This is a genomic window from Sphingopyxis sp. YF1, from assembly GCF_022701295.1.
In the GTDB taxonomy this organism is placed as follows: Bacteria; Pseudomonadota; Alphaproteobacteria; order Sphingomonadales; family Sphingomonadaceae; genus Sphingopyxis.
The window spans coordinates 3,188,275-3,210,771 of the sequence record NZ_CP033204.1 but is presented as its reverse complement, the minus strand read 5'-3'; the positions used below and the strand labels follow the sequence as shown (position 1 = coordinate 3,210,771).

The window sequence follows — 22,497 nt, the reverse complement described above, 5'->3', positions numbered from 1 at the left end:
GGGGGCGCATAAACGCTATCGGCCCATAGCAAAACCCCTCCCGTAAACGGGAGGGGCTGGATCCTCCCTGTCGCGAAGCGATGGGGAGGTGGCAGCAGCGCAGCCGCTGACGGCGGGGCTTTGGCGCGGCCCCTCCACCACTCGCTTCGCGAGCGGCCCCCCTCCCCACCGCTACCCGGCAGGGAGGATTAAGGGGTTACGCCGGGATGCCGCTGATCGATTTCACTTCCATGAAATCCTTGAGCCCGAGCAAGCCGCCTTCGCGGCCGTTGCCCGACGCCTTGTAGCCGCCGAACGCCGCACCGGGTCCGGGACCCCAGGCGTTGACCGCGACCATGCCGGCGCGCAGCTTGGGCGCGATGGCGGCGGCCTTTGCCGGATCGCCCGAGATCACCGCCGACAAGCCATATTCGGTGTCGTTGGCGATATCGACCGCCTGGTCGAGATCGTCATAGGCCATGACCGTCGCGACAGGACCGAAGACTTCTTCCCTGGCGATGCGCATGTCGCGGGTGACGCCCGAGAAGACCGTCGGCTTGATATAATAGCCGCGGTTGACGTTGCTCGGCAGGCCGGTGCCGCCGGTTTCGAGCTTCGCGCCTTCGTCGATCGCCGACTGGATCAGGTCCTGGATCTTGTCATATTGGGCCTTGTTGACCACCGGTCCGATATGGCCGCCTTCCTGCGTCGGGTCGCCGACCGAGGTGCCGTCGAACATCGCCTTGATGACGCCGACCGCTTCGGCTTCGCGCTCCTTCTGGACGAGGATGCGCGTCGGGGCGATGCAGCTCTGGCCGGTGTTGACGAGCACCCCCTGAACCGTCGGGGGGAGCACCGCGGCGAAATCGGCGTCGGGCAGGACGATGTTCGGCGACTTGCCGCCCAGTTCCTGATGGACGCGCTTGACCGTGTCGGCCGCCGCCTTGGCGACGAGGATGCCGGCGCGCGTCGAGCCGGTGAAGCTCACCATCTCGATCCCGGGGTGCGACGAAATCGCGTTGCCCACCGTCGGGCCATCGCCCTGAACGAGGTTGAAAACGCCCGGCGGCACGCCCGCGGCGTCGAGGATCTCGGCAAAGATCACCGCATTGCCGGGGCATTCTTCGGACGGCTTGAGGATCATGGTGTTGCCGGCGGCGAGCGCGGGTGCAACCTTGAGCGCGATCTGGTTGAGCGGCCAGTTCCACGGCGTGATCATGCCGACGACGCCGATCGGCTCGTAGGCGAGCGTGCCGGCGTGATATTGTTCGGTGAAGGAGAAATCCTTCAATGCCGCGATCGTGCCGAGGAAGCCGCCGATGCCAGCGCCGACCTGTGCGGTGCCCGCAAAGCTGACCGGGGCACCCATTTCGGCCGCCATCGATTTCGCGAGGTCGGGACCGCGCTTCTTATATTCCTCGACGATACGGCCAAGCAGTTCGAGCCGTTCCTCGCGCGTGGTCTGCGAATAGGTTTTGAAGGCCTCTTTCGCCGCCGTGACAGCGTCGTCGACGTCGGCGGCGGTGCCGAGCACGACGGTCGAGGCCGCTTCTTCGGTCGCGGGGTTGATCACGTCGTGGAGCTTGCCGCCCTTGCTGTCGACCCATTTGCCGCCGATGTAATTTTGTTTCAGGTGCGTTTCGGTATCGCTCATTCTCTGTCTCCCATCGGCGTTGAATTACGTCTCGGATTGCTACCTAATGACGGCAGCAAAGGAATCAAGGCGCGACGCGCTTTTCGGCGGCGAGGCGCGACATCAGGATGGCGGCGCGGGTCGCCTGGCGCGTGATGCTGTCGAGTTCGACCTTTTCGCCCGGGGCGTGGTCGCCGGTCGAATAGGGACCGAGTCCCGCGATGCCGTCGACGTCGGCCGCCACGAAGCTGATGTCGCCGGCGCCGCGCTTGAGCGGATCGAGCGGCGCCATTTCGGCGAGACCGAGATCACGGTTCACGCCGTTCAACTTGGCGAGCAGTGCGCGGTTGCCGTCGGTCGGCGCCATCGGCGGATAGGCACCCGGATCGAAGGCAAGCGTCGCGCCGGTGCCGGGCAGGTGGCGTGCGACGATCGCCGCCATCTTTGCCCTGACGCGCGCCGACTGTTCGCCCGACAGCGTGCGCAGGTCGCCGCGCGCGATCGCGATCGGGGCGACGATGTTGGTCTTGCCGGTCGCGGTGGCGCGGATGCCGCCCGCATCGAGCGCGGCTTCCTGTCCCCCCGCGATCAGCCCGACGTTGAAGGTCAGGTTGGGTTCGGGCAGTTCGGCGCGGAAATCGCGGACGATGCGCGCGAGTTCGTAGATTGCGCCATCGCCGACATCGGCGCTGAAGATGCCCGAACTGTGCGCGCTCTTGCCGGTGGCGGTAACGGTCCAGCTTTCGGACGAACGCCGCGCGATCGAGCCCATGTCGGCGCCATCGTCGCGGACCAGGCCTTCAAAATCGAGCGCGACGTCGCTGCGCTTGCCCGCCTCGACCAGGTCGGCGCGCGCCAGCGCGACCGGATCGCCTGCGTCTTCCTCGTCGCCGGTCATGTGGATTTCGATGTTGGCGCCGTTCAGCGTGCCCGCTGCCTGCATCGCGCGCAGCGCCGCGACGATGACGACCATGCCGCCCTTGTCGTCGCCCGCGCCCGGACCCTCGCCCCAGCCATCCTTGCGGGTGAAGCGCTGGAAGGGCGAATCGGGTTCGAACACCGTGTCGAGATGCGCGATAAGGAGCAGGCGCTTGGCGTCGGGGCGCCCCTTGCGCACTGCGATCAAATGTCCCGCGCGTTTCGTTTCAGGAGTCGGTTTCCACGTCACCGTGAAACCCAGCGGTTCGAGTTCGGCGCGCATCATCGCCCCGACCTTCTCGACGCCCGCGAGATTCAGCGATCCGCTGTTCTGATTGACCAGCCGTTCGAGCAGCGCGATCGAACGCTCCTGCTCGGCGGCGACGGTGCGCGTCATCGCGGCCTCCGCCTTCGACAGTTTGGCCGCGGCAGGGGGCGCAAACGCGAGCGAAGCGGCGAGAAGGGCGGCAAGCGGCAACGATTTCATGGGGAAGAGCTCCTTTGTCGAATCGCTTTTGCCGTCTGTGCCGACGCTTGGCTACCCCTCTCTCATGGCGAGCCCCTTTGGATATGAGCCGAGCGCCGCCGCCGTCCGCTCGACATCGTTCGCGTCATTATAGGCGTGGAACGACAGCCGCATGACCGTGCCGCGAAAATCCGCACGGAGCCGGTGCTCGTCGAGCGCCGCTGCGACGCGCGGTTGGTCGGCGCCGGTGTCGATACACAGCGTTCCGCCGATCGCACCCGTCGGCCAGCGCCATTGCTGGGTCCAATCTTCGAGCGCGTCGCGCAGCATCGCCTGCAGCGCGCGATTGTGCGCGGCGATCGCGTCGACGCCGATCGCCGCGATCTCGGCGATCCCCGCAGCCGACAGGATGAACGGCGCGACATCGGGCGTGCCGCCCCACCACCGCTTTGCGTCGGTGGCGTAGCGAAAGGCGTGGATATCCATCTCGAACGGATCGTCGTGGCTCCACCAGCCGCGTTCGGTCGGGGTGAGCGCGGTGCGATCGTGAGGTGCAACCCACAGCCACGCCGCGCCGGGGCCGCCGCAAAGCCATTTGACGCTTGTCCCGATCACCGCGTCGACGCCCCAGGCGGCGGGGGCCACGGGCACCACCCCGACCGACTGCGCGCAGTCGGCGATGCAGCGTGCGCCCGCTGCTTTCGCCGTCGCGGCAATGCCCGTCATGTCGGCGAGCGCGCCGCTGTTCGAACTGACGTGCATCGCGATGACCAGCGCGACATCATCGTCGAGTGCGGCCGTCCAGTTCGCCGGATCGCGGACGTCGTCCTCGTCGGGCAGATAGCGCACAGTCCATCCGGTGGCTGTGAGCCCGCCAACGACATAGCCGATAGTGGGAAAGGCGCTCGGCGCGAGCAGGATGGTGCGGCGATCGGTCGCCTGCCCGAGCGCCGAGAGATAGCGTGACAGCCCTGCGCTGACATTGGTTGCGGGGCATAGGTCGCATGCCTCGACTCCGATCAATTCGCCGAGCGCCGCACGCCAATCGTCGATCGCGGCGAGCCAGTCGGGCCAAGCCTCGCCCTGTTCGCGCCACGAATCGAGCAGCCGCGCCTGCAGCGCGGTTGCCGCAGCGCGGGGTTGGCACCCCACGCTGTGGCTCTTGAGATAGGTGACGTCCGGAGGCAGGTGGAAGCGGTCGGTCGCGCCCGGTCGGAGCAGCGCGCCTGTCACAGCCCGCTCCCGTGCCCTGCCGCGCCGCTGCTGATGCTGTCGCGCTTGACGCCATATTCGGCGCCCCAGCGATCGGTCATCTCGGCACGAATGTCCCACAATTCGGGAAAGAAGCGGTGCCGCGCGCCGGCGTTGAGCAGTTCGACCGGGCGACCCTTCAGCGATTTCGATCCCATGCCGATCGAGCGGTGGATCAGGTAGATGTGGACCGCGCGAAAGATCTGGAACTGTTCGTCGAATTCGACCAGCGCTTCCGCGACCATATAGGCCTCATCATGCGCATAGCCGGTGTCGTAGACATCGGCGACGGTCCGTCCCGCGGGATCGAGATAGGCGGTCTTGTAGCGCGCCCAAAGCGGCTGGGGCAAAGTGAGCAGCAGCTGGAAGCCGGGGCTTTCCTGTCCTGATCCGTTGCCGAGTTCGAGCCGGATCGACTGATAGTCGAAGGGGCTCATCGTCTCGAGCAGCGAAAGCTGGCTCGTCATCAGACGCATGATCCGGTTTACGCGGTCGAACAGGCTGAGCACGCGCATCGTCTCGCCCGCGGCCATATGGCCATCGATTTCGGCAAGAGTGAAAGCGATCAATTTCATCCACAATTCCTCGACCTGGTGGACGATCTGGAACTGGAGCTCGTCGGGAGTGCAGAGCGTGGCGAGCGGCTTCTGGCACTGGAGCAGGCGGTCGACCGCGAGGTAGACGCCATAGTCTTTCATGTCGGGGGTTTCGATGCGGCGGTGGATATCGTCTTTGTCGAGCATGGGATCGGTCCCTTGGCTGAATCGTCATCATTCGGAACCGCAACCCCTGACCGGATCGAAGCGCGCTTGTATGCGAAGCGGCCTGTCGACGGGTGCGAGGCTGCGGCTTGGGCGAAGATGTCAGCTGCGCGGGGCGACCCCGGCCGGCGGGCGCCGCGGCGAACCGGCTTGTCCAAGCCAGAGCAGGGCGCCCGCGATGCTCAATTTACGAGCAGGTCCGACGGCAGCGTCGGCTCGCCGATGATCAGGGCGAAGCGGCGCCAGATTTCGTCGCGGTCGGGATCGCCGCGTTCGATGAAGCTCCGCACCATCTGCTCGCCGAGGCCGTAGTTGATCACATAACTGCGATACTGGTCGGTGAAGCTTACCGACTGTTCGGCGCGCTCGGGCGAAACGAGGAGATATTTCTGCGTCAGCTCGATCGCCGCTGCACGGTCGATCATCCCGTCGAGATATTGCTGTGCGATCGTCAGCCGCGCGCCGGTCAGCGCCTTCATCGCGTCGAGCAGCTGCCAGTAGCGATCATCCGACGGCGGGACGATATCGGCGAGCGGCATCAGCACGTCGCGTTCGGTGTCGGGGCGCGTCTGGCCGGGGAAGGCGAGGTCGATGCCGTAATTGGCGGTGCCTTCGGCGATCAGGCTTTGCGGGCTGTAGAGCGGATAGACGCTGTATTCGGTCCAGCCGCGCCCCTTCACCAGCTGTTCCTCGATTTTCATGTTGAGCAGATGATGGCCGGGGTAGCCTTCGTGGCAACCGAGGTCGAGCGCGCGCGAAAGGCGGATCGGCAGGTCGGTGTTGACCTGGATCACGCTGTGATAGCCGCCCTGGTAATAATTATAGCCGCTCCAGCTCTTGCCGGTGACGAACTGCAGGTCGAAGCTTTCGCCGGGAGCGAGCGCGACATGCGCGACGGTGCGCCCGCGGCAGCGCGCGATCGCGGCGTCGAACACGCGCTGCAGCTTGTCCTTGGGGATGGTGAAGCGGTCGAGATAGGCCTCGACGCGCGTTGCGAGGGGGCCGTCGCCGGGGACGAGCGCATCGATCGTGGCGAGCGCCGCGTCGTAGCTCGCCAGCGGCTTGAGCACCGGACGCACCCCGAACAGGCGCTCGGCTTCCTCCGCGAAGGAAAAGCGCGTGCCGCCCATCATCATCAGTCGCGTCTCTGCGGCGCGGAGCTGCGCGGCGAGAAAGGCGCCGCGACGCCGCTCGATCGGATCGACAAGGCCAGCTTCGGCCTCGTCGAGCTTTGCCATCAACTGCCGCGTCACGACGAGCAGCGCCTTCTGGTCGCGCGGACTGGCGATCGCGGCGTCCATCAGCCCCTGCGGCCCGTAATAGGCGTCGATATAGCCTTTTTCGTGGGTTCCGATCTCGAGGCTCAGCGCGACATAGGCGGTCGCGATGGCGTCGACGGTCTGCCCCGCCAGAGCCGCGCGTTCGGGATCGGCCGCTGCGCCGCGCACCGGCCAGCTCGCGGTGCTCGCCGGCGGGGGCGGGGTGTCGGGGATCGCGCCCGACGGCGGCGGCAACGCGGTGAGTCCGGGAACGATCACCGCGCGCGGTTCGACATCGCCGACCGGCGCGGCGGCGCGTTCGGGGGCGCCCGACGGCGGCGGCAGGGCCGTCATGCCGGGGACGACCTCGATGCGGCGCACATCCATGTCTGGAAGCTTCGGCGCATCGGTCGCGGCGGGCCGCGGCGGCGCGGGAGCCGCTGCAGGGGGGCGGGCCACCGGCGCGGTCGGAGCCGGCGTGGCGCCGTCATCCTGTGTCCGGCGCTGCTCGACCGCACGCTTCATCTCGGGATCGAGCGCGTAGCAACCCGACAGGAGGATGACGGTCGCGGTGAGCGCGGCGAGCGGCAGGCGGCGGGTCATGCGGGCAAGGGCTCCGATGTGTCGCGGACATCGCCGTCGCTGGCGATCTCGGCATCGTTCTGGGCGTGGATGGCGTCGTGCTGCGGATGCGACGGGGCGAAGCGCAGTACGGCATAGCCGACGAGCGCCGAGACGAGCGATCCCATCAGGATGCCGATCTTTGCTTCCTCGATCAGCAGCGGTTCGCCCGGGAAGGCGAGCCCGCCGATGAACAGGCTCATCGTGAAGCCGATCCCGCACAGCAGCGCGACGCCATAGACCTGCAGCCAGGTCGCGCCGCGCAGCCTGCCTGCGATGCCGAATCGCACGGCGAGCCAGACCGCGCCAAAGATGCCGAGTTGCTTGCCGATGAAGAGGCCGGCCGCGATGCCGAACGGCAGCGGTGCGAAAATCTGGTCGGCGGTCAGTCCGCCGACGTCGACCCCGGCGTTGGCGAAGCCGAACAGCGGCACGATCGCGAAGGCGACCCACGGATGCAGCGCATGTTCGAGCCGGTGGAGCGGCGAGGTCGGACTGTCGGGGGTGCCCGGGGTGCTTTCGAACGGAATGGCCATCGCGGCGAGCACGCCGGCGATCGTCGCGTGGACCCCCGAAAGCAGCATCGCGTACCAGAGGAGCACGAACAGCAGCAGATAGACGGCGAGGCTTTTCAGCCCGATCCGGTTGCAGGCGAACATGACGCCGAGTATCGCCGCCGCGGCGCCCAGCGCGAGCAGGTTGATCTTGGCGGTATAGAAGAGCGCGATGATCGCGACCGCGCCCATGTCGTCGACGATCGCGACGGTGACAAGGAACAGCTTGAGCGAGGTTGGCGCGCGCGACCCCAGCAGCGCGAGAACCCCCATCGCAAAGGCGATGTCGGTCGCGGCGGGAATGGCCCAGCCCTGCGCGAGTCCCGGCGTGCCCCCGGCGAAGAGCATGTAGAGCAGGGCCGGTACCGCCATGCCCGCGGCGGCGGCGATGAACGGCAACCGCCGCCGGTCCCAGCTCGCAAGACGGCCATCGACGAACTCGCGCTTGATCTCGAGTCCGACGAGCAGGAAGAAGACCGCCATCAATCCGTCGTTGATCCACAGATGCACCGTCATCGGCCCGAGCTTGTCGCTGAGCACCGGACCCGTAACGGCATGGATGATGTGGTGATAGGCCTCCCCGAACGGCGAATTGGCAAGGATCATGGCAAGCGCTGCCGCTGCGATCAGCAGCATCCCGCCGGCGCTTTCGCTTTCGAGGAAGTCACGCAGCGCTGAACGGCTTGTCGAACGAGAAGTCATGGCGCGATCTCCTAGCGTGACGCACGGGCTGCGTCACCCTTTACCGGCGCTCCGCTTTTGTTTACGCCTCGCAACTTGCCGCTACGACGTCGGGGGACGGGGCACGGGATGGGGCTTTCGGTCGCAGGACTGGAGATGCTGGTCGCACTGGCCAGCCATGAACTGATGCTCTTCGCATCGGTGGGGATCCTGCTGATCGGTCTCGACGACCTGTTCTTCGACATCCTGTGGTTCGTCACGCGCGAACGGCGGCGGCCCGTCACCCATTTGCGCGATATGGCCGGGGCCAAACGGGTGACGGGGCCGCTGGCGGTCTTCGTGCCCGCGTGGGACGAAGCGGCGGTGCTGCCGGCGATGATCCGGCGTACCCTTTCGGCGTGGGCGGGCGAGGATTTCCGCCTCTATATCGGCTGCTACCCCAACGATGCCGCGACGCTGTTCGCGGTGTCGCCCCTCGTTGCTGCCGATCCGCGGCTGCGCCTCGTCATCGGCGAAGCCGACGGGCCGACAACCAAGGGCGACAATCTCAACCGGTTGTGGGCGGCGATGGGCGCCGACGAACGTATCGAGGGGTTCCGTTTCTCGGCGATCGTGCTGCACGATGCCGAAGACGTCGTGCATCGCAGCGAACTTGCCCTCTATCGCGCCGCGCTGGCGCGCCACGCCATGGTCCAGATCCCGGTGCTGCCGCTGCTCGGGCACGGACGCCAGTGGATCGCAGGCCACTACGCCGACGAATTCGCCGAGGCGCACGGCAAGGACCTGGCGTTGCGCGCGCGGCTTGGCGCGCCGCTGCCGTCGGCGGGGGTGGGGTGCGCGCTGACGCGCAACGCCATGGCGCTCCTGTCGCTCAAGCGCGGCGGCCTTCCCTTCCGCCCCGACAGCCTGACCGAGGATTATGAACTGGGAATCCTCGTCGGCACGCACGGGCTCAGCGCCGCCTTTGTCGCCGCCGTCGACGATGCGGGCGACTGGATCGTGTCGCGCGGTGCGTTTCCGGCATATTTCGGTGCCGCGATCCGGCAGAAGGCGCGGTGGATCGCCGGTATCGCGCTCGCGGGCTGGGATCATCTCGGCTGGATCGGGCCCGAGGAGGGAAGCTGGATCGCGCGGTGGATGCTGTGGCGCGATCGCCGGGCGCCGCTGGCAGCAGTCGTGCTGCTGGCTTCCTATGCGGCGCTGGTTGCCGGCGCGCTGGCATGGAGCGGGCATATGCTGCTCGGCTGGCGGGCCCCCGCCGCGGGAGCGATGTTGCAGATGCTTTTGGCTGCTTCAGCCACGCTCCTGCTGTGGCGGCTCGGGCTCCGCGGTCATTTCGCGGCGCGCGCATATGGCTGGAAACAGGGGCTGTGGGCGATCCCGCGCGCGTTTGTTGCCAACCTCGTCGCGATGGCAGCCGCCCGCAAGGCGGTTGTCGATTATTGGCGGATGCGGCGTTCGGGCGCTGTGGTGTGGGACAAGACGCGGCACAGCGAAAGCGACATTGCGCTGGTCGCGTCGGCGGTTCCGGTGCGCGGGCTGTGACGACCGCCGCCCTTGCCCGGCAGCCGCGTGGCGATGCGCGGGCACTGCGCTTTCTGCTCCTTCTGATCGGCGGCTGGACCCTGGTGCGGGCGCTGGCGCACTGGAACCCCGCAATACCGCATGCGCAACCCGGTGCAGAGCCGCCGGTGTCATGGGGGCGAGCGGCGTCGCCGCCTCGCTGGGCGCCCGCGGTGAAGGGGCCGGACGGCGGCATCGCCAACGCGCTGTCCGGCGGCCGCGAGACGGTGAACGTCGCGGCGCGGCCATCGATCGAGCTGTCGCGGACAGCGGGAGCACGGACAGAGACGGTCGCCGATGCCGGTGGCCGGTCTGACGGCGGGCTTCACCATCTGCGGCTTGCGCTGATTGCGCGATTGCTGCCGTCGCTGCCGTCGCTGCCGGGCGCGACGGCGCAAACTGCCTTCCCCGCCGATCACTCGGCGTGGGTGGCGCCGCCGAATTCCATATCGGGCCGGGCGGGAACTCCCGGCGCGGGTCAGCCCTTCTGGATGCAGCGCCAGCTTGCGGGCTGGTCGCTCGGCAGCTGGGTCCATTTGCGCGGCGGCGCGGGGCGTCCGCCCGAGGGCATCTCCGCCGCGGGGCAGATCGGCGGGAGTCAGGCCGGGGCGCGGTTGGCCTACGGGTTCGGCGACCGCGGCCGGCTGCGCGCTTATGGCCGCGCGACGATCGCGCTCGCGCAGCCGCGTCAGCGCGAAGTGGCGCTGGGATTTGCCTTCGCGCCCGTCGCACGCTGGCCGGTCGATGTCGCGGTTGAACAGCGCCTTGCCGTCGGCAGCGCGGGTCGGACCGCGCTTGCCGCGATGGTGACTGCGGGGGTTGGCGACGTTGCCTTGCCGCACGATTTCCGGCTCGAAGCCTATGGGCAGGCGGGGCTGGTCGGCGCGCGGCGGCGCGATGGCTTCGTTGACGCCGCGCTGGTGATCGACCGCGAGGTTGCGCGCTTGCCCGACGCGACGCTGCATCTTGGCGCGCTCGCTGCAGGCGCGGCCCAACCGGGCGCGGCGCGGCTCGATATCGGTCCGCGCGCGACGCTGCGCCTGCCCGAAATCGGCGGCGGCAGCCGCGTTGCGCTCGACTGGCGGCAGCGCGTCGCCGGCGATGCCCGCCCCGAGAGCGGGCTGGCACTGACCCTCGCGGCCGACTTCTGACATTTCCCGAACTTTCGGACGCTGAACGATTCCCCGGCGGCGCGAATTGGTCTAGGGTCGGCGCATCGCCCCGTCCGGGGCGTCCTGTCACGTTTCGGGGCCCATGGATCTCTACCTTCCCGTCGCCAACCTGTCGGTCAACGCCCTCGTCATCGTCCTGCTGGGCGGTGGGGTCGGTTTCCTGTCGGGGATGTTCGGCGTCGGCGGGGGGTTCCTGACCACGCCGCTTCTCATTTTCTATGGTATTCCGCCGACGGTGGCCGCGGCGTCGGCGGCGACGCAGGTCACCGGTGCCAGCGTGTCGGGCGCGCTCGCGCACCTCGAACGCGACGGAGTCGATCTTCGCATGGGGTCGGTGCTCATCGCCGGGGGCCTTGTCGGTTCGCTGATCGGCGCGGGGCTGTTCGAACTGCTCACCGCGTGGGGGCAGATCGATACGGTGATCAACATCCTCTACGTCGCGCTGCTCGGTTCGGTCGGCTCGCTGATGGCGCGCGAAGCGCTCGGCACGCTGCGGGCGCAGCGTGCCGGATTGCCCGCCCCGGCGCGCAAGCGGCGCCATCACCCGATGGTCGCCAACCTGCCGCTGCGCTGGCGCTTCTACCGCTCGGGACTCTATATTTCGCCGCTCGCGCCGCTGCTGCTCGGCATGGCGGTCGGCGTGCTGACCATGTTGCTGGGCGTCGGCGGCGGCTTCATCATGGTCCCGGCGATGATCTACCTGCTCGGCATGGGGACGCAGGTTGTGGTCGGCACCTCGCTGTTCCAGATCCTCTTCGTGACGATGGCGACGACGATGGTGCACGCGCTGACGACCGGCGCGGTCGATATCGTGCTCGCGGGACTGCTGCTGCTCGGTAGCGTCACCGGCGCGCAGGTCGGCGCGCGTTTTGCGCAAAGTGTGAAGCCCGAATATCTGCGCATGGCGCTCGCGGCGATCGTGCTGCTCGTCGCGCTGCGTATGGGGGTCGACCTGTTCATCCGCCCCGACGAAATCTACACCGTGCAATGACACGGTTCGGCGCCTTGATCCTCTGGTGCCTGCTGCTGGCCTGGCCCGGCGGCACGGCGGCGCAGGGCGGTGATCCGCGGCTGGTGCCCGACGTGTCGAGCCGCGCGATCGACATCCAGTACAGTTTCACCGGCGAGGAATTGCTACTGTTCGGCGCGATCCTCTATCCGGGTCAGCGCCTGCCCGATGACCGTGCCGACATCGTCGTGGTGCTGAAGGGGCCGGTGCGCCCGATCGTGCTGCGCGAGAAGCGCCGTGTCGCCGGCATCTGGGTCAATGCCAGCAGTCTGCGCCTGCGCACGTCGCCCGGCTTCTACGCGATCGGCTCGTCGCGCCCGATCGACAAGCTGGTCGACGAGCGCACCGCCGCGATCTTCGAACTCGGGCTCGAGAATCTGTCGATGTCGCCGTCGGACTTTTCCGAAGCGAGCAAGCTTGAGCGGTTCGAGGCCGGGCTGGTCGATCTCTATCGCCGGATGGGGCTTTTCTACGAAAACCCCGCCGCGGTCGAGATCAGCGAGGGGGTGCTCTATCGTGCGCGCATACCGGTGCCGGCGCGCGTGCCCGTCGGTACCTATCGCGCCGAGACCTTCCTGATCAGTAAGGGGCGGGTGCTCGCGGTCGCCTCGCGCAATGTCGAAATCCGCAAGGCCGGTTTCGAGCGCTTCGTCGCGCTCGCCGCTGAACGCCATGGCTTCCTCTACGGCCTGACCGCCGTCGCGATGTCGCTGCTGTTCGGCTATGCGGCGTCGGCCGCTTTCAGGCGCCGCTGATGTTCGCCGCGCGGAGGGGCGCGGCGACAGCATAAGCGCTTTCTTTACCATCCGCTGCGATATCGGACCCGGGACGCTTTTGACAGGACAGCGGCGGGGACATTCGATGGATATGCAGGGTAGCGGTTACAAGGCGGGCGAAGCGGCCCCGGTGCAGCATGTCCGGCTCGCCGGCGGCGGCACGGCGGCGGCGCTCAACCCCGCGGCGATACACCACCGCGACGAACTGCTCGTCGGCGAAGTGATCGACATCGCGGGCTCGGCTTCGCGTATCCTGCTCGACGGCCCGGCGCTGCAGCGACTGTCCGAATCGGCCGATGCTGCGGTCGCGATGGCGGGGCAGGTCGGGGCACAGGTCAAGGTGCGCGTCGGCAATGTCTGGCTCGTCGCAAGCATCCGCGACCAGCAGCTCCACGAACGCGGCGAGGGGCTGATCGTCGCGACGATCGATTTCCTCGGCGAAGGCGATGAAGAGAAGCTGACCGGTCGCATCCACAATTTCCGCCGCGGCGTGACGCGCTACCCGGTGCCGGGCAGCCCGGTCTTCGCTGCGACCAGCCCGGACCTCAAGCAGATCTATGCCGCTGACGAGCGCGCGCATGTCGAGGTCGGTACGGTCTATCCGACCAAGGATATTCGGGGGTCGCTCTATGTCGATGCAATGCTCGGCAAGCATTTCGCGCTGCTCGGTTCGACGGGTACCGGCAAGTCGACGAGCGCGGCGCTGATCCTGCACAAGATCTGCGAACTCGCGCCGCAGGGCCATATCGTGATGATCGACCCGCACGGCGAATATTCGGCGGCGTTCAAGAGCACGGGCGCATTGTTCGACGTCGACAATCTCGCGATGCCTTATTGGCTGATGAATTTCGAAGAGCATTGCGAAGTCTTCGTTACCGCCGAGGGCCGCGACCGGCAGGCCGACTGCGACGTGCTTGCGCGCTGCCTGCTGCAGGCGCGGAGCAAGAACCGCCTCGCCGAAGGCATGACCAAGATCACGGTCGATTCGCCGATTCCCTATCTGCTCTCCGACCTGCTCAACATCCTGTCGAACGAGATGGGCAAGCTCGACAAGGCGACCTCGTCCGCGCCCTTCATGCGGATCAAGGGCAAGATCGAGGAAATGCGCGCCGATCCGCGCTATAATTTCATGTTCTCGGGCATGCTCGTCGCCGACACGATGGCCAACTTCATCGGCAAGATTTTCCGCCTGCCGTCGGACGGCCGGCCGATCTCGATCATCGACGTGTCGGGGGTTCCCAGCGATATCACCAGCGTCGTCGTTGCCGTATTGTCGCGTCTGACCTTCGACTATGCGATCTGGTCGCGCGGCGAACCGCAGCGGCCGATCCTGCTCGTCTGCGAAGAAGCGCACCGCTACATACCGGCAAAGGACGTCGGCCAAGGGCAGGCTGTGCGCAAGATTCTCGAACGCATTGCCAAGGAAGGCCGCAAATATGGCGTGTCGCTGGGGCTGATCACCCAGCGCCCGTCGGACCTTGCCGAAGGCGTGCTGTCGCAGTGCGGCACGATCATTTCGATGCGCCTCAACAACGAACGCGACCAGCATTTTGTGAAAGCCGCGATGCCCGAAGGCGCGCGCGGTTTCATCGATTCGATCCCGGCGCTGCGCAACCGCGAATGCATCGTCTGCGGGGAGGGCGTATCGATCCCGATCCGTGTCTATCTCGACACGCTCGAGGAAGAAAAGCGGCCCGCATCGAGCGATCCGCTCTTCTCGAAACTGTGGCGCGAGACCGGCGGCGAGGCTGAAATTCTCGACCGCGTCGTCAAGCGGTGGCGCAGCCAGGGGCGCTAAGGCTCCGTTCCCGATAGGTTGCCGTTACGCGCTTAGCCCGTGATGGCTGACCCTATTTCCGCCACTCGCCGCTCTTGTTGAACTCCTCGCGGATCTGACCCGACTGGTTGAGCCGGGGGTCGGCGTAGGCGGGCGCCGTCGCCGCCGGTGCGGCCGGGGTGCCGATCGGGCGTTCGGCCTGTGTCATCGCCTGCGGAGTCGGCGCGGCTGCGGTTGCGGGAAGCGGGGCGGCCGCGCCGCTGCCTTCGGGGAACAGTGCGGCATCGATCCCGGCGCCCTTGCCCGACAGCACCGCGAGCTGCTGGGCGACCGGCGTATAGGGGCCCGGCACCGGTTCGCGGCCGAGATAGGGCGCGCGGAAGGCGTCGGGCATGCCCCAGCGCCCGCGCCAGCGGTGAAAGATGTGCGCGCCGACGATGTTGGTCATCACCAGGCTCTTGCCCCACCGCGGCCAGATCGCTTGTGTGTGGTAATGGGTCGCGAGCCCGACGCCGGGGAAGACATAGCCATTGAGTGCGGCCGCGGCGATGCGGCTTGCGCGCAGCCAGTTGGGCTTGCTCGGCGCGCGCGCCATCGCGCCGTCGCATGAAAAGGTGAACTGGCAAACGCCGACGCGCTGCGATCCCTGGAAGACGACGCCGCACACCGTGTTGGGAAAACTCGGGTGGCGGACGCGGTTGATCACCGTCTGGGCGACCCCGCGCATCCCGTCGTCGGTTTCCGATGCCGCCTCATAATAGATGGCGGCGGTCAGGCAATAATGGGCGCGCTCGCGGTCGAGCGCGGTGACGCCGCGAAAGACATAGGGTTTGGCGGGCGGGCCGACAAAGGCTTCCTGGCGGAGCGTCGCAGGATCGGTGGGGGGCAGCGCGGCGGCATCGCCATAACCGACGCTGTCGGGATCGGGCAGCGTCGGGTCGAGCTTGAGCGCCGCTTCGTAATCCTCGGCATTCATGATCGCCCAGCGCGTCGGGTCATAGGGTTTGAATTCGAGCGGGACCGAGACGCTGTAGGAGCCGGGCGCAAAGGCGCGGAGCTGGCCACTCGTCGCGACGAGCGCGAGGCACGCGAGGAGGCTGGCGAGTGCCAGCCCGATCCACCAGCGCCGGTCGGGCGCAGCCCGCGCGCTCGCCCCGGCCGGGTCGAGCCAGGGCGAATGCGCGGCGAGGTTGAGTTCGGGCTTCATCGGCGGTTCGGCGTCTCGTGCGGGGTCCGGGCGAGCGATTCGCGCGGACGATCATGCGGCACCTTATGCCACGAGGTGCGAACAAATGATTGCGTGATGCGCTGAACCGGGAGCGGATGCCGCAAATCGTGCGGGGAAGCGCCGCCGCTCGTCGCTGGGGCCGGCCTTTCTGCTTGCCGACTCACGCATGCGGCCCTATATGCGCCCTACTTCTTGACATGGTTAGCCAGTTGGGACGTCGGGGCCGCGGGCCGCGGCGGCTGTACCCACATGCTTTCCGGTCATCCGGATTGGAACATGGACTTGGTCGATTTCGACGCTCTCAATGCGATCATCGCGCCCGAAGCCGAGGCGATGGGGCTGGCGCTTGTGCGCGTCGCCTTTTTCGGCGGCGACAGCGATCCGACCTTGCAGGTGATGGCTGAGCGTCCCGACACGCGCCAGCTGACGATCGACGATTGCGCCGACCTGTCGCGCCGCATCTCGGACCGGCTCGACGCGCTTGAGGAAGCGGGCAAGGACCCGATCGACGTCGCCTACCGGCTCGAAGTCTCGTCGCCCGGCATCGACCGGCCGCTGACGCGCCGCGCCGACTTCGCCGACTGGGCGGGGCACGAAGCGAAGATCGCACTCAAGGAGAAGCGCGATGGACGCCAGCGCTTCAACGGCGAACTGATCGGCATCGACGGCGATGTCGTGACGATTTCGGATAAGGAAGGGGTGGAGCACAGCCTGCCGTTCGACGCGATCGACACCGCGAAGCTGGTTCTCACCGACAAATTGATTGCCGCAACCGTCCCGCTCTCGACCGAGGGCGCCGACGACATGGAAGAAGAAGGACAGGACTGATGGCCACTGCCATTTCCGCCAACAAGGCCGAACTGCTCGCGATTGCCAACAGCGTCGCCAGCGAGAAGATGATCGACAAGGGGATCGTCATCGAGGCCATCGAGGAAGCGATCCAGCGTGCGGCGCGTGCGCGCTACGGTGCCGAGAACGACATTCGTGCGAAGCTCGATCCGCAGACGGGCGACCTCCGTCTGTGGCGCGTCGTCGAGGTGGTCGAGCAGGTCGAGGACTATTTCAAGCAGGTCGACCTCGCCGCGGGCCAGAAGCTGCAGAAGGACGCCAAGATCGGCGACTTCATCGTCGACCCGCTGCCCGCGGTTGATTTGGGCCGCATCGACGCCCAGTCGGCGAAGCAGGTGATCTTCCAGAAGGTGCGCGAGGCCGATCGCGAGCGCCAGTATGAAGAGTTCAAGGACCGCAGCGGCGAGATCATCACCGGTGTCGTCAAATCGGTCGAGTTCGGCCACATCGTCGTCAACCTCGGTCGCGCCGAAGGCGTGATCCGCCGCGATCAGCAGATCCCGCGCGAACTGATGCGCGTCGGTGACCGCGTCCGTGCACTGATCCTGTCGGTGCGCCGCGAAAATCGCGGACCGCAGATTTTCCTGAGCCGTGCGCACCCCGACTTCATGAAGAAGCTGTTCGCGCAGGAAGTGCCCGAAATCTACGACGGCATCATCGAGATCAAGGCGGCCGCCCGTGACCCGGGTTCGCGCGCGAAGATCGGCGTGATCAGCTACGACGGCAGCATCGACCCCGTCGGCGCCTGCGTCGGCATGAAGGGCAGCCGCGTCCAGGCGGTCGTCCAGGAAATGCAGGGCGAAAAGATCGACATCATCCCTTGGTCCGAAGACACCGCGACCTTCGTCGTCAACGCGCTCCAGCCCGCGACGGTGCAGCGCGTCGTGATCGACGAGGATGACGGCCGCATCGAGGTTGTCGTTCCCGACGACCAGCTCAGCCTCGCCATCGGCCGCCGCGGCCAGAATGTCCGTCTCGCCAGCCAGCTGACCGGCAGCCAGATCGACATCATGACCGAGGCCGATGCGAGCGAGAAGCGCCATCGCGAATTCGTCGAACGCTCGACGATGTTCCAGGAAGAGCTCGACGTCGACGAAACGCTCGCGCAGCTGCTCGTCGCCGAAGGCTTCGGCGAACTCGAGGAAGTCGCTTACGTGCCGCTCGATGAACTGGCGAGCATCGAAGGCTTCGACGAGGAGCTGGCCGAGGAGCTGCAGAGCCGCGCGACCGAAGCGCTCGAACGCCGCGAGGAAGCTGCGCGTCAGGAACGCCGCGGCCTCGGCGTCGAGGACGATCTCGCCGAAATCCCGCACCTGACCGAAGCGATGCTCGTCGTGCTCGGCAAGGCGGGGATCAAGACGCTCGACGACCTCGCCGATCTCGCGACCGACGAACTGATCGCCAAGAAGCGCCAGGACAACCGCCGCGGCCCGTCGCGCGATCGCCCCGAAGACAAGGGCGGGGTGCTCGGCGAATATGGCCTGAGCGAGGAACAGGGCAACGAGATCATCATGGCGGCGCGCGCACACTGGTTCGACGACGAACCGGCCGCCGACGCGCCGCAAGCCGGGGAGGCCGCCGATGCGGACCCCGCGCAATGATCAGCTGAACGACACCGGCCGCGCGGGGAAGCGCGGACAGCATGTGCCCGAGCGGCGCTGCGTGGTCACCGGCGAGGTTTCGCCGGCCGAAAGGCTCGTGCGCCTCGCGCTCGGACCCGACGGCGGCATTGCGCCGGATATTCACGGCAAGGCGCCCGGGCGCGGGGCGTGGATCGGCGTCGATCGCGCCGCGCTCGAAGCGGCGCAGGCGAAGGGCAAGCTGAAAGGCGGCCTCGCGCGTGCGCTGCACGAGGGGCAGTTCAGCATCCCCGACGATCTCGGTGCGCGGATCGAGGCACAGCTCGCGCGCGCAACGCTCGACCGGCTCGGGCTCGAATCGCGTTCGGGTACATTGATCAGCGGCGCCGAGAAGATCGAACAGGCGGCGCGCCGCGGACAGGTGCGCCTGCTGCTCCACGCGAACGATGCCGGTCCCGACGGGCGCAAGAAACTGGCGCAGGCGTGGCGCGTCGGCGAGGACGACGAGGGGTCGGGCCGCGAAGGGCACGTCTTGCCGGTGGACCGGCACACCCTATCTATGGCATTGGGGCGGGAGAATGCGGTGCATCTGGCGTTGACCGACGCCCGCGCCGCGATCCGCGTGCTGGCGCATTTGAGCCGCTGGCAGTTTTTCGCCGGATGGAGTAGGGACGCGGCCAACCGCGATTCCGACCCGCACGCCCCGCCGCCTGCCGGCGAGGAAAATATTGGGGCGGAGCCAGACGGCACCGCCGCTTCGGACGCGTTTTGAAGGAATGATGGTTCTCGATGAGTGACGAACAGGACAAGCCGACCCTTACCCGCAAGCCGCTGGGGCTGAAGCGGACGGTCGAGGCCGGACAGGTGCAGCAGCAGTTCAGCCACGGCCGCCGCAACACGGTGGTGGTCGAGGTGAAGCGCCGCCGCGTGCTCGGTCGTCCCGGTGAGGCGGCAGCCGAGCCGGTGGTCGAGGACGTCCAGGCCGCTCCGGCACCAGCGCCCGCTCCGGTCGCGCCGCCCCCCGCACCGAAGCCCGCCGCTCCGCGTGCAAGCGAGAACGACAGCCTGATGTCGCGTCAGGAGCGCCAGGCGCAACTGCTGCGTGAGGCCGAGGAAGCGCGCATGAACGCGCTCGAAGAAAACCGCCGCCGCGAGGAAGCCGAGCGCGCGCGCGCCGCCGAGGAAGAAAAGGCGCGCGCCGAAGCCGCCGTCGCCAAGGCCGCCGAACCGGCCCCGGCGCCCGCGCCGGCTGCGCCCGAGCCTGAAGTCGCACCGGCCGCCGAAGCGCCTGCGGCTGCTCCGGCGAAGCCCGCCGAGGGCGAGGCCGCCGCGCCGCGTCCCGCAACGACGACCGCAACCGCCGCTCCGGCCCCGCGCCGCTTCACGCCCGTCGAGGCGCCGAAGCGTCCCGAACCCAAGCGCCCCGAGCCCAAGGCGACCCGCGGTGCCGACAACCGGCGCCAGTCGGGCAAGCTGACCGTCACGCGCGCGCTCAACGACGATGAGGGCGCGCGCGCGCGCAGCCTCGCCGCGCTGAAGCGCGCCCGCGAAAAGGAAAAGCGCTCGCACGTCCGGTCGACCGGCCCGCGCGAAAAGCAGGTCCGCGAAGTCGTCGTGCCCGACACGATCACGGTGCAGGAACTTGCCAACCGCATGGCCGAAAAGGGCGCGGATCTGGTCAAGGCGCTGTTCAAGATGGGCATGCCCGTCACCGTCAATCAGACGATCGATCAGGATACTGCCGAGCTGCTCGTCACCGAATTCGGACACGAGATCAAGCGCGTGAGCGAGGCCGACATCGACATCCGGCATGACGAGGACGTCGACGCCACGACCGACCTCAAGCCGCGCGCACCCGTCGTGACGATCATGGGTCACGTCGACCACGGCAAGACCAGCCTGCTCGACGCGCTGCGCGGCGCGAATGTGCAGGCGGGCGAGGCCGGCGGCATCACCCAGCATATCGGTGCCTATCAGGTGAAGACCCCCGACGGCAGTCTGGTCACCTTCCTTGATACGCCGGGTCACGAGGCTTTTTCGGAGATGCGCCAGCGCGGTGCCAACGTTACAGACATCGTGATCCTGGTGGTCGCCGCCGACGACGGACTGAAGCCGCAGTCGATCGAGGCGATCAACCATGCGAAGGCGGCCGGCGTGCCGATCATCGTCGCGATCAATAAGGTCGACAAGGACGGCGCCAATCCGCAGCGTGTCCGCGAACGCCTGCTCGAGCACGAGCTGGTGGTCGAGGAAATGGGCGGCGACGTCCAGAATGTCGAAGTGTCGGCGCTCAAGAAGACCGGCCTCGACAAGCTGCTCGACGCGATCGCGATGCAGGCCGAGATCATGGAGCTCAAGGCCAACCCCGACCGCGCCGCCGAAGGCACGGTGGTCGAGGCGAAGCTCGACAAGGGCCGTGGCCCGGTTGCGACGATCCTCGTCCGCCGCGGCACGCTCAAGGTCGGCGACATCTTCGTCTGCGGCGCCGAGAGCGGCCGCGTGCGCGCGCTGGTCAACGACCAGGGCAAGCAGATCAAGGAAGCCGGACCGTCGATGCCGGTCGAGGTCCTCGGCCTCGGCGGCGTGCCGATGGCGGGTGATACGCTGACCGTCGTCGAGAATGAGGCGCGCGCCCGCGAAGTCGCGGCCTATCGCCAGAGCGAAGCGCTCAAGAAGCGGACCGCGCAGGCGCCGGTCAGCCTCGAAGGCATGTTCTCGGCGCTCGCCGACAAGGCGAAGGTCATCGAATATCCGGTGGTCATCAAGGGCGATGTGCAGGGGTCGGTCGAAGCGATCGTCAACGCGCTCAACCGCCTGTCGACCGACGAGATTCGCGTTCGCGTGCTCCAGTCGGGCGCCGGCGCGATCACCGAGAGCGATGTGACGCTGGCCGCCGCGACGGGCGCACCGATCATCGGCTTCAACGTCCGTCCGAACGCCAAGGCGCGTGAGATCGCGAACCGCGAAAAAGTGCGCTTCATGTATTATGACGTGATCTATCACCTGACCGCGGACGTCGCGAAGGAGATGGCGGGCGAGCTGGGTCCGGAGCGCATCGAAAATGTCGTCGGCCGCGCCGAGGTCAAGGAGGTCTTCCCGGCCGGAAAGCGCGACAAGGCCGCCGGCCTGCTCGTGCTCGAAGGCTCGATCCGCAAGGGCCTCCATGCGCGTCTCACCCGCGACGACGTCATCGTCTCGGCGACGACCATCGCCTCGCTGCGTCGCTTCAAGGACGATGTCGCCGAAGTTCGCGCCGGTCTGGAGTGCGGCGTCGTGCTGGCCGACACCAACGACATCAAGCCGGGCGATCACCTCGAAGTCTTCGAGGTCGAGCTGCGCGAACGGACGCTCTGACGGGCGTTCGTTCCGCATAACAGGGAGGCGGCACCATGGCGCGCTATGTCGCCCTGTTCGGCAGCATCAATGTCGGCGGCAACCGGCTGAAGATGGTCGACCTGCGCGCGGCGTTCGAGGCCGAAGGCTTCAGCAACGTCGAGACCGTCGTGGCGAGCGGTAATGTGCTGTTCAACCATGACGCGCGGCCGACGCGCGGGCTCGAGGAAAAGCTTGGCCTGATGGTCGACGACCGCTTCGACATGACGAGCGCGGTCGTCGTGCGCGATCGCGACGAACTGGCGGCGGGCGTGTCGGACAACCCTTTTGCGGGGACGAACGAGGACCGGTTCGTCCACACCATGTACCTCACCGACCAGCCGAGCCAGGAGCAGTTCGACCGGCTGGTCGGCGATCACCTGGGCCGCGGGGGCGAAAAGCTCGCGCTCGGCAAGCGCATGCTGTTCCTCGACTATGGTGACGGTGTTGCCGACAGCAAGCTCACCGGTCCCTTCATCGAAAGGCGCTTGGGCTGCAAGGGCACCGCGCGTAACATGCGCTCGATCGCGCGCATCGTCGCGAAACTGGACGAAGAGAAGAAAGCGAAGTGAAGAAGGGCGAAAAGGATCAGGGGCCGTCGGTCCGCGTGCTGCGCGTCGGCGAGCAGGTGCGCCATGTGCTGAGCGAGATCATCGCGCGCGGCGACGTGCACGACGATGTGCTCGCGACGCATCCGGTGAGCATCACCGAAGTGCGCATGTCGCCCGACCTGCGCCACGCGACGGTGTTCGTGAAGCCGCTGCTCGGCAAGGACGAGGATGCGGTGATCAAGGCGCTGCGCACCAACACCGCGTACCTCCAGAAGACGGTCGCGTCGAAGGTGCGGATGAAATATGCCGCGAAGCTGAAATTTCTCGCCGACGAAAGCTTCGACGAGGCGAGCCATATCGAAAAACTGCTGCGCGATCCGAAGGTGGCGCGGGATTTGGAGCGCGGAGACGACGAAGCTGAGGGCTGACCTCTTGGTCCGTTCGTCCTGAGCTTGTCGAAGGACCGTCCTTCTTCAAGATTCTGGATTTAAAGGGAA

At 67.4% G+C, this 22,497-nt stretch carries 18 protein-coding genes; 11 read left to right on the top strand and 7 right to left on the bottom strand.

Going from position 1 to position 22,497, the window contains the following annotated elements; all coding sequences use genetic code 11:
* Positions 1–196: 196 nt before the first annotated feature.
* The 6 genes from EAO27_RS15570 to nhaA all read right to left on the bottom strand — a co-directional run bounded on the left by EAO27_RS15570 (position 197) and on the right by nhaA (position 8,144).
* Complete coding sequence (locus EAO27_RS15570) at positions 197–1,633, bottom strand: aldehyde dehydrogenase family protein (RefSeq protein ID WP_242771391.1); 1,437 nt, start codon at positions 1,631–1,633, stop codon at positions 197–199.
* A 64-nt stretch (positions 1,634–1,697) separates the two neighbouring features.
* On the bottom strand, positions 1,698–3,017 hold the full coding sequence (locus EAO27_RS15565) for a M20/M25/M40 family metallo-hydrolase (protein WP_242771389.1): 1,320 nt from the start codon (positions 3,015–3,017) through the stop codon (positions 1,698–1,700).
* 51 nt (positions 3,018–3,068) lie between these two features.
* Entirely contained in the window at positions 3,069–4,229 is a 1,161-nt protein-coding gene (locus EAO27_RS15560; protein WP_242771387.1) for an aminotransferase class V-fold PLP-dependent enzyme, read from the bottom strand.
* The gene (locus EAO27_RS15555) at positions 4,226–4,990 is read right to left on the bottom strand and encodes a tryptophan 2,3-dioxygenase family protein (RefSeq protein WP_242771385.1); all 765 of its coding nucleotides are present in this window, start codon (positions 4,988–4,990) and stop codon (positions 4,226–4,228) included. The genes EAO27_RS15560 and EAO27_RS15555 overlap by 4 nt, the downstream gene beginning before the upstream one ends.
* A 200-nt stretch (positions 4,991–5,190) precedes the next feature.
* Complete coding sequence (locus EAO27_RS15550; protein ID WP_242771383.1) at positions 5,191–6,870, bottom strand: hypothetical protein; 1,680 nt, start codon at positions 6,868–6,870, stop codon at positions 5,191–5,193.
* Complete coding sequence (gene nhaA, locus EAO27_RS15545; protein ID WP_242771381.1) at positions 6,867–8,144, bottom strand: Na+/H+ antiporter NhaA; 1,278 nt, start codon at positions 8,142–8,144, stop codon at positions 6,867–6,869. Before nhaA ends, EAO27_RS15550 begins: the two co-directional genes overlap by 4 nt.
* Before the next feature lie 108 nt (positions 8,145–8,252).
* Here nhaA and EAO27_RS15540 point away from each other — a divergent pair, with 108 nt between their 5' ends.
* The 5 genes from EAO27_RS15540 (at position 8,253) to EAO27_RS15520 (ending at position 14,441) form a co-directional block, all read left to right on the top strand.
* Positions 8,253–9,668 carry a glycosyl transferase family protein gene (locus EAO27_RS15540; protein ID WP_242771379.1) on the top strand — a complete coding sequence of 472 codons (1,416 nt, stop codon included), beginning with the start codon at positions 8,253–8,255 and terminating at the stop codon, positions 9,666–9,668.
* Positions 9,665–10,837, top strand: coding sequence for a hypothetical protein (locus tag EAO27_RS15535; RefSeq protein WP_242771377.1), 1,173 nt, complete (start codon positions 9,665–9,667; stop codon positions 10,835–10,837). The genes EAO27_RS15540 and EAO27_RS15535 overlap by 4 nt, the downstream gene beginning before the upstream one ends.
* Positions 10,838–10,940: 103 nt before the next feature.
* A complete protein-coding gene (locus tag EAO27_RS15530) occupies positions 10,941–11,849 on the top strand; it encodes a sulfite exporter TauE/SafE family protein (RefSeq protein ID WP_242771375.1) in 909 nt (302 codons plus the stop codon).
* The gene (locus EAO27_RS15525) at positions 11,846–12,622 is read left to right on the top strand and encodes a TIGR02186 family protein (RefSeq protein ID WP_242771372.1); all 777 of its coding nucleotides are present in this window, start codon (positions 11,846–11,848) and stop codon (positions 12,620–12,622) included. The genes EAO27_RS15530 and EAO27_RS15525 overlap by 4 nt, the downstream gene beginning before the upstream one ends.
* 106 nt (positions 12,623–12,728) lie before the next feature.
* On the top strand, positions 12,729–14,441 hold the full coding sequence (locus tag EAO27_RS15520) for an ATP-binding protein (protein ID WP_242771369.1): 1,713 nt from the start codon (positions 12,729–12,731) through the stop codon (positions 14,439–14,441).
* A 52-nt stretch (positions 14,442–14,493) separates the two neighbouring features.
* Here the strand turns inward: EAO27_RS15520 and EAO27_RS15515 are convergent, their stop codons facing one another.
* On the bottom strand, positions 14,494–15,627 hold the full coding sequence (locus EAO27_RS15515) for a cell wall hydrolase (RefSeq protein WP_242771366.1): 1,134 nt from the start codon (positions 15,625–15,627) through the stop codon (positions 14,494–14,496).
* A 297-nt stretch (positions 15,628–15,924) separates the two neighbouring features.
* On the opposite strand from EAO27_RS15515, the gene rimP reads away from it, so the two are divergent.
* The 6 genes from rimP to rbfA are packed head-to-tail and all read left to right on the top strand — an operon-like array spanning position 15,925 to position 22,428.
* Positions 15,925–16,476 carry a ribosome maturation protein RimP gene (rimP, locus tag EAO27_RS15510; protein ID WP_242771363.1) on the top strand — a complete coding sequence of 184 codons (552 nt, stop codon included), beginning with the start codon at positions 15,925–15,927 and terminating at the stop codon, positions 16,474–16,476.
* On the top strand, positions 16,476–18,098 hold the full coding sequence (gene nusA / locus EAO27_RS15505) for a transcription termination factor NusA (RefSeq protein WP_242771361.1): 1,623 nt from the start codon (positions 16,476–16,478) through the stop codon (positions 18,096–18,098). The genes rimP and nusA overlap by 1 nt, the downstream gene beginning before the upstream one ends.
* The gene (locus EAO27_RS15500) at positions 18,079–18,849 is read left to right on the top strand and encodes a DUF448 domain-containing protein (protein ID WP_242771359.1); all 771 of its coding nucleotides are present in this window, start codon (positions 18,079–18,081) and stop codon (positions 18,847–18,849) included. The genes nusA and EAO27_RS15500 overlap by 20 nt, the downstream gene beginning before the upstream one ends.
* 17 nt (positions 18,850–18,866) lie before the next feature.
* Positions 18,867–21,431 carry a translation initiation factor IF-2 gene (gene infB, locus EAO27_RS15495; protein ID WP_242771357.1) on the top strand — a complete coding sequence of 855 codons (2,565 nt, stop codon included), beginning with the start codon at positions 18,867–18,869 and terminating at the stop codon, positions 21,429–21,431.
* 35 nt (positions 21,432–21,466) lie between these two features.
* Positions 21,467–22,021, top strand: coding sequence for a DUF1697 domain-containing protein (locus EAO27_RS15490; protein ID WP_242771355.1), 555 nt, complete (start codon positions 21,467–21,469; stop codon positions 22,019–22,021).
* A complete protein-coding gene (rbfA, locus tag EAO27_RS15485; RefSeq protein ID WP_242771353.1) occupies positions 22,018–22,428 on the top strand; it encodes a 30S ribosome-binding factor RbfA in 411 nt (136 codons plus the stop codon). The genes EAO27_RS15490 and rbfA overlap by 4 nt, the downstream gene beginning before the upstream one ends.
* Positions 22,429–22,497: the final 69 nt, after the last annotated feature.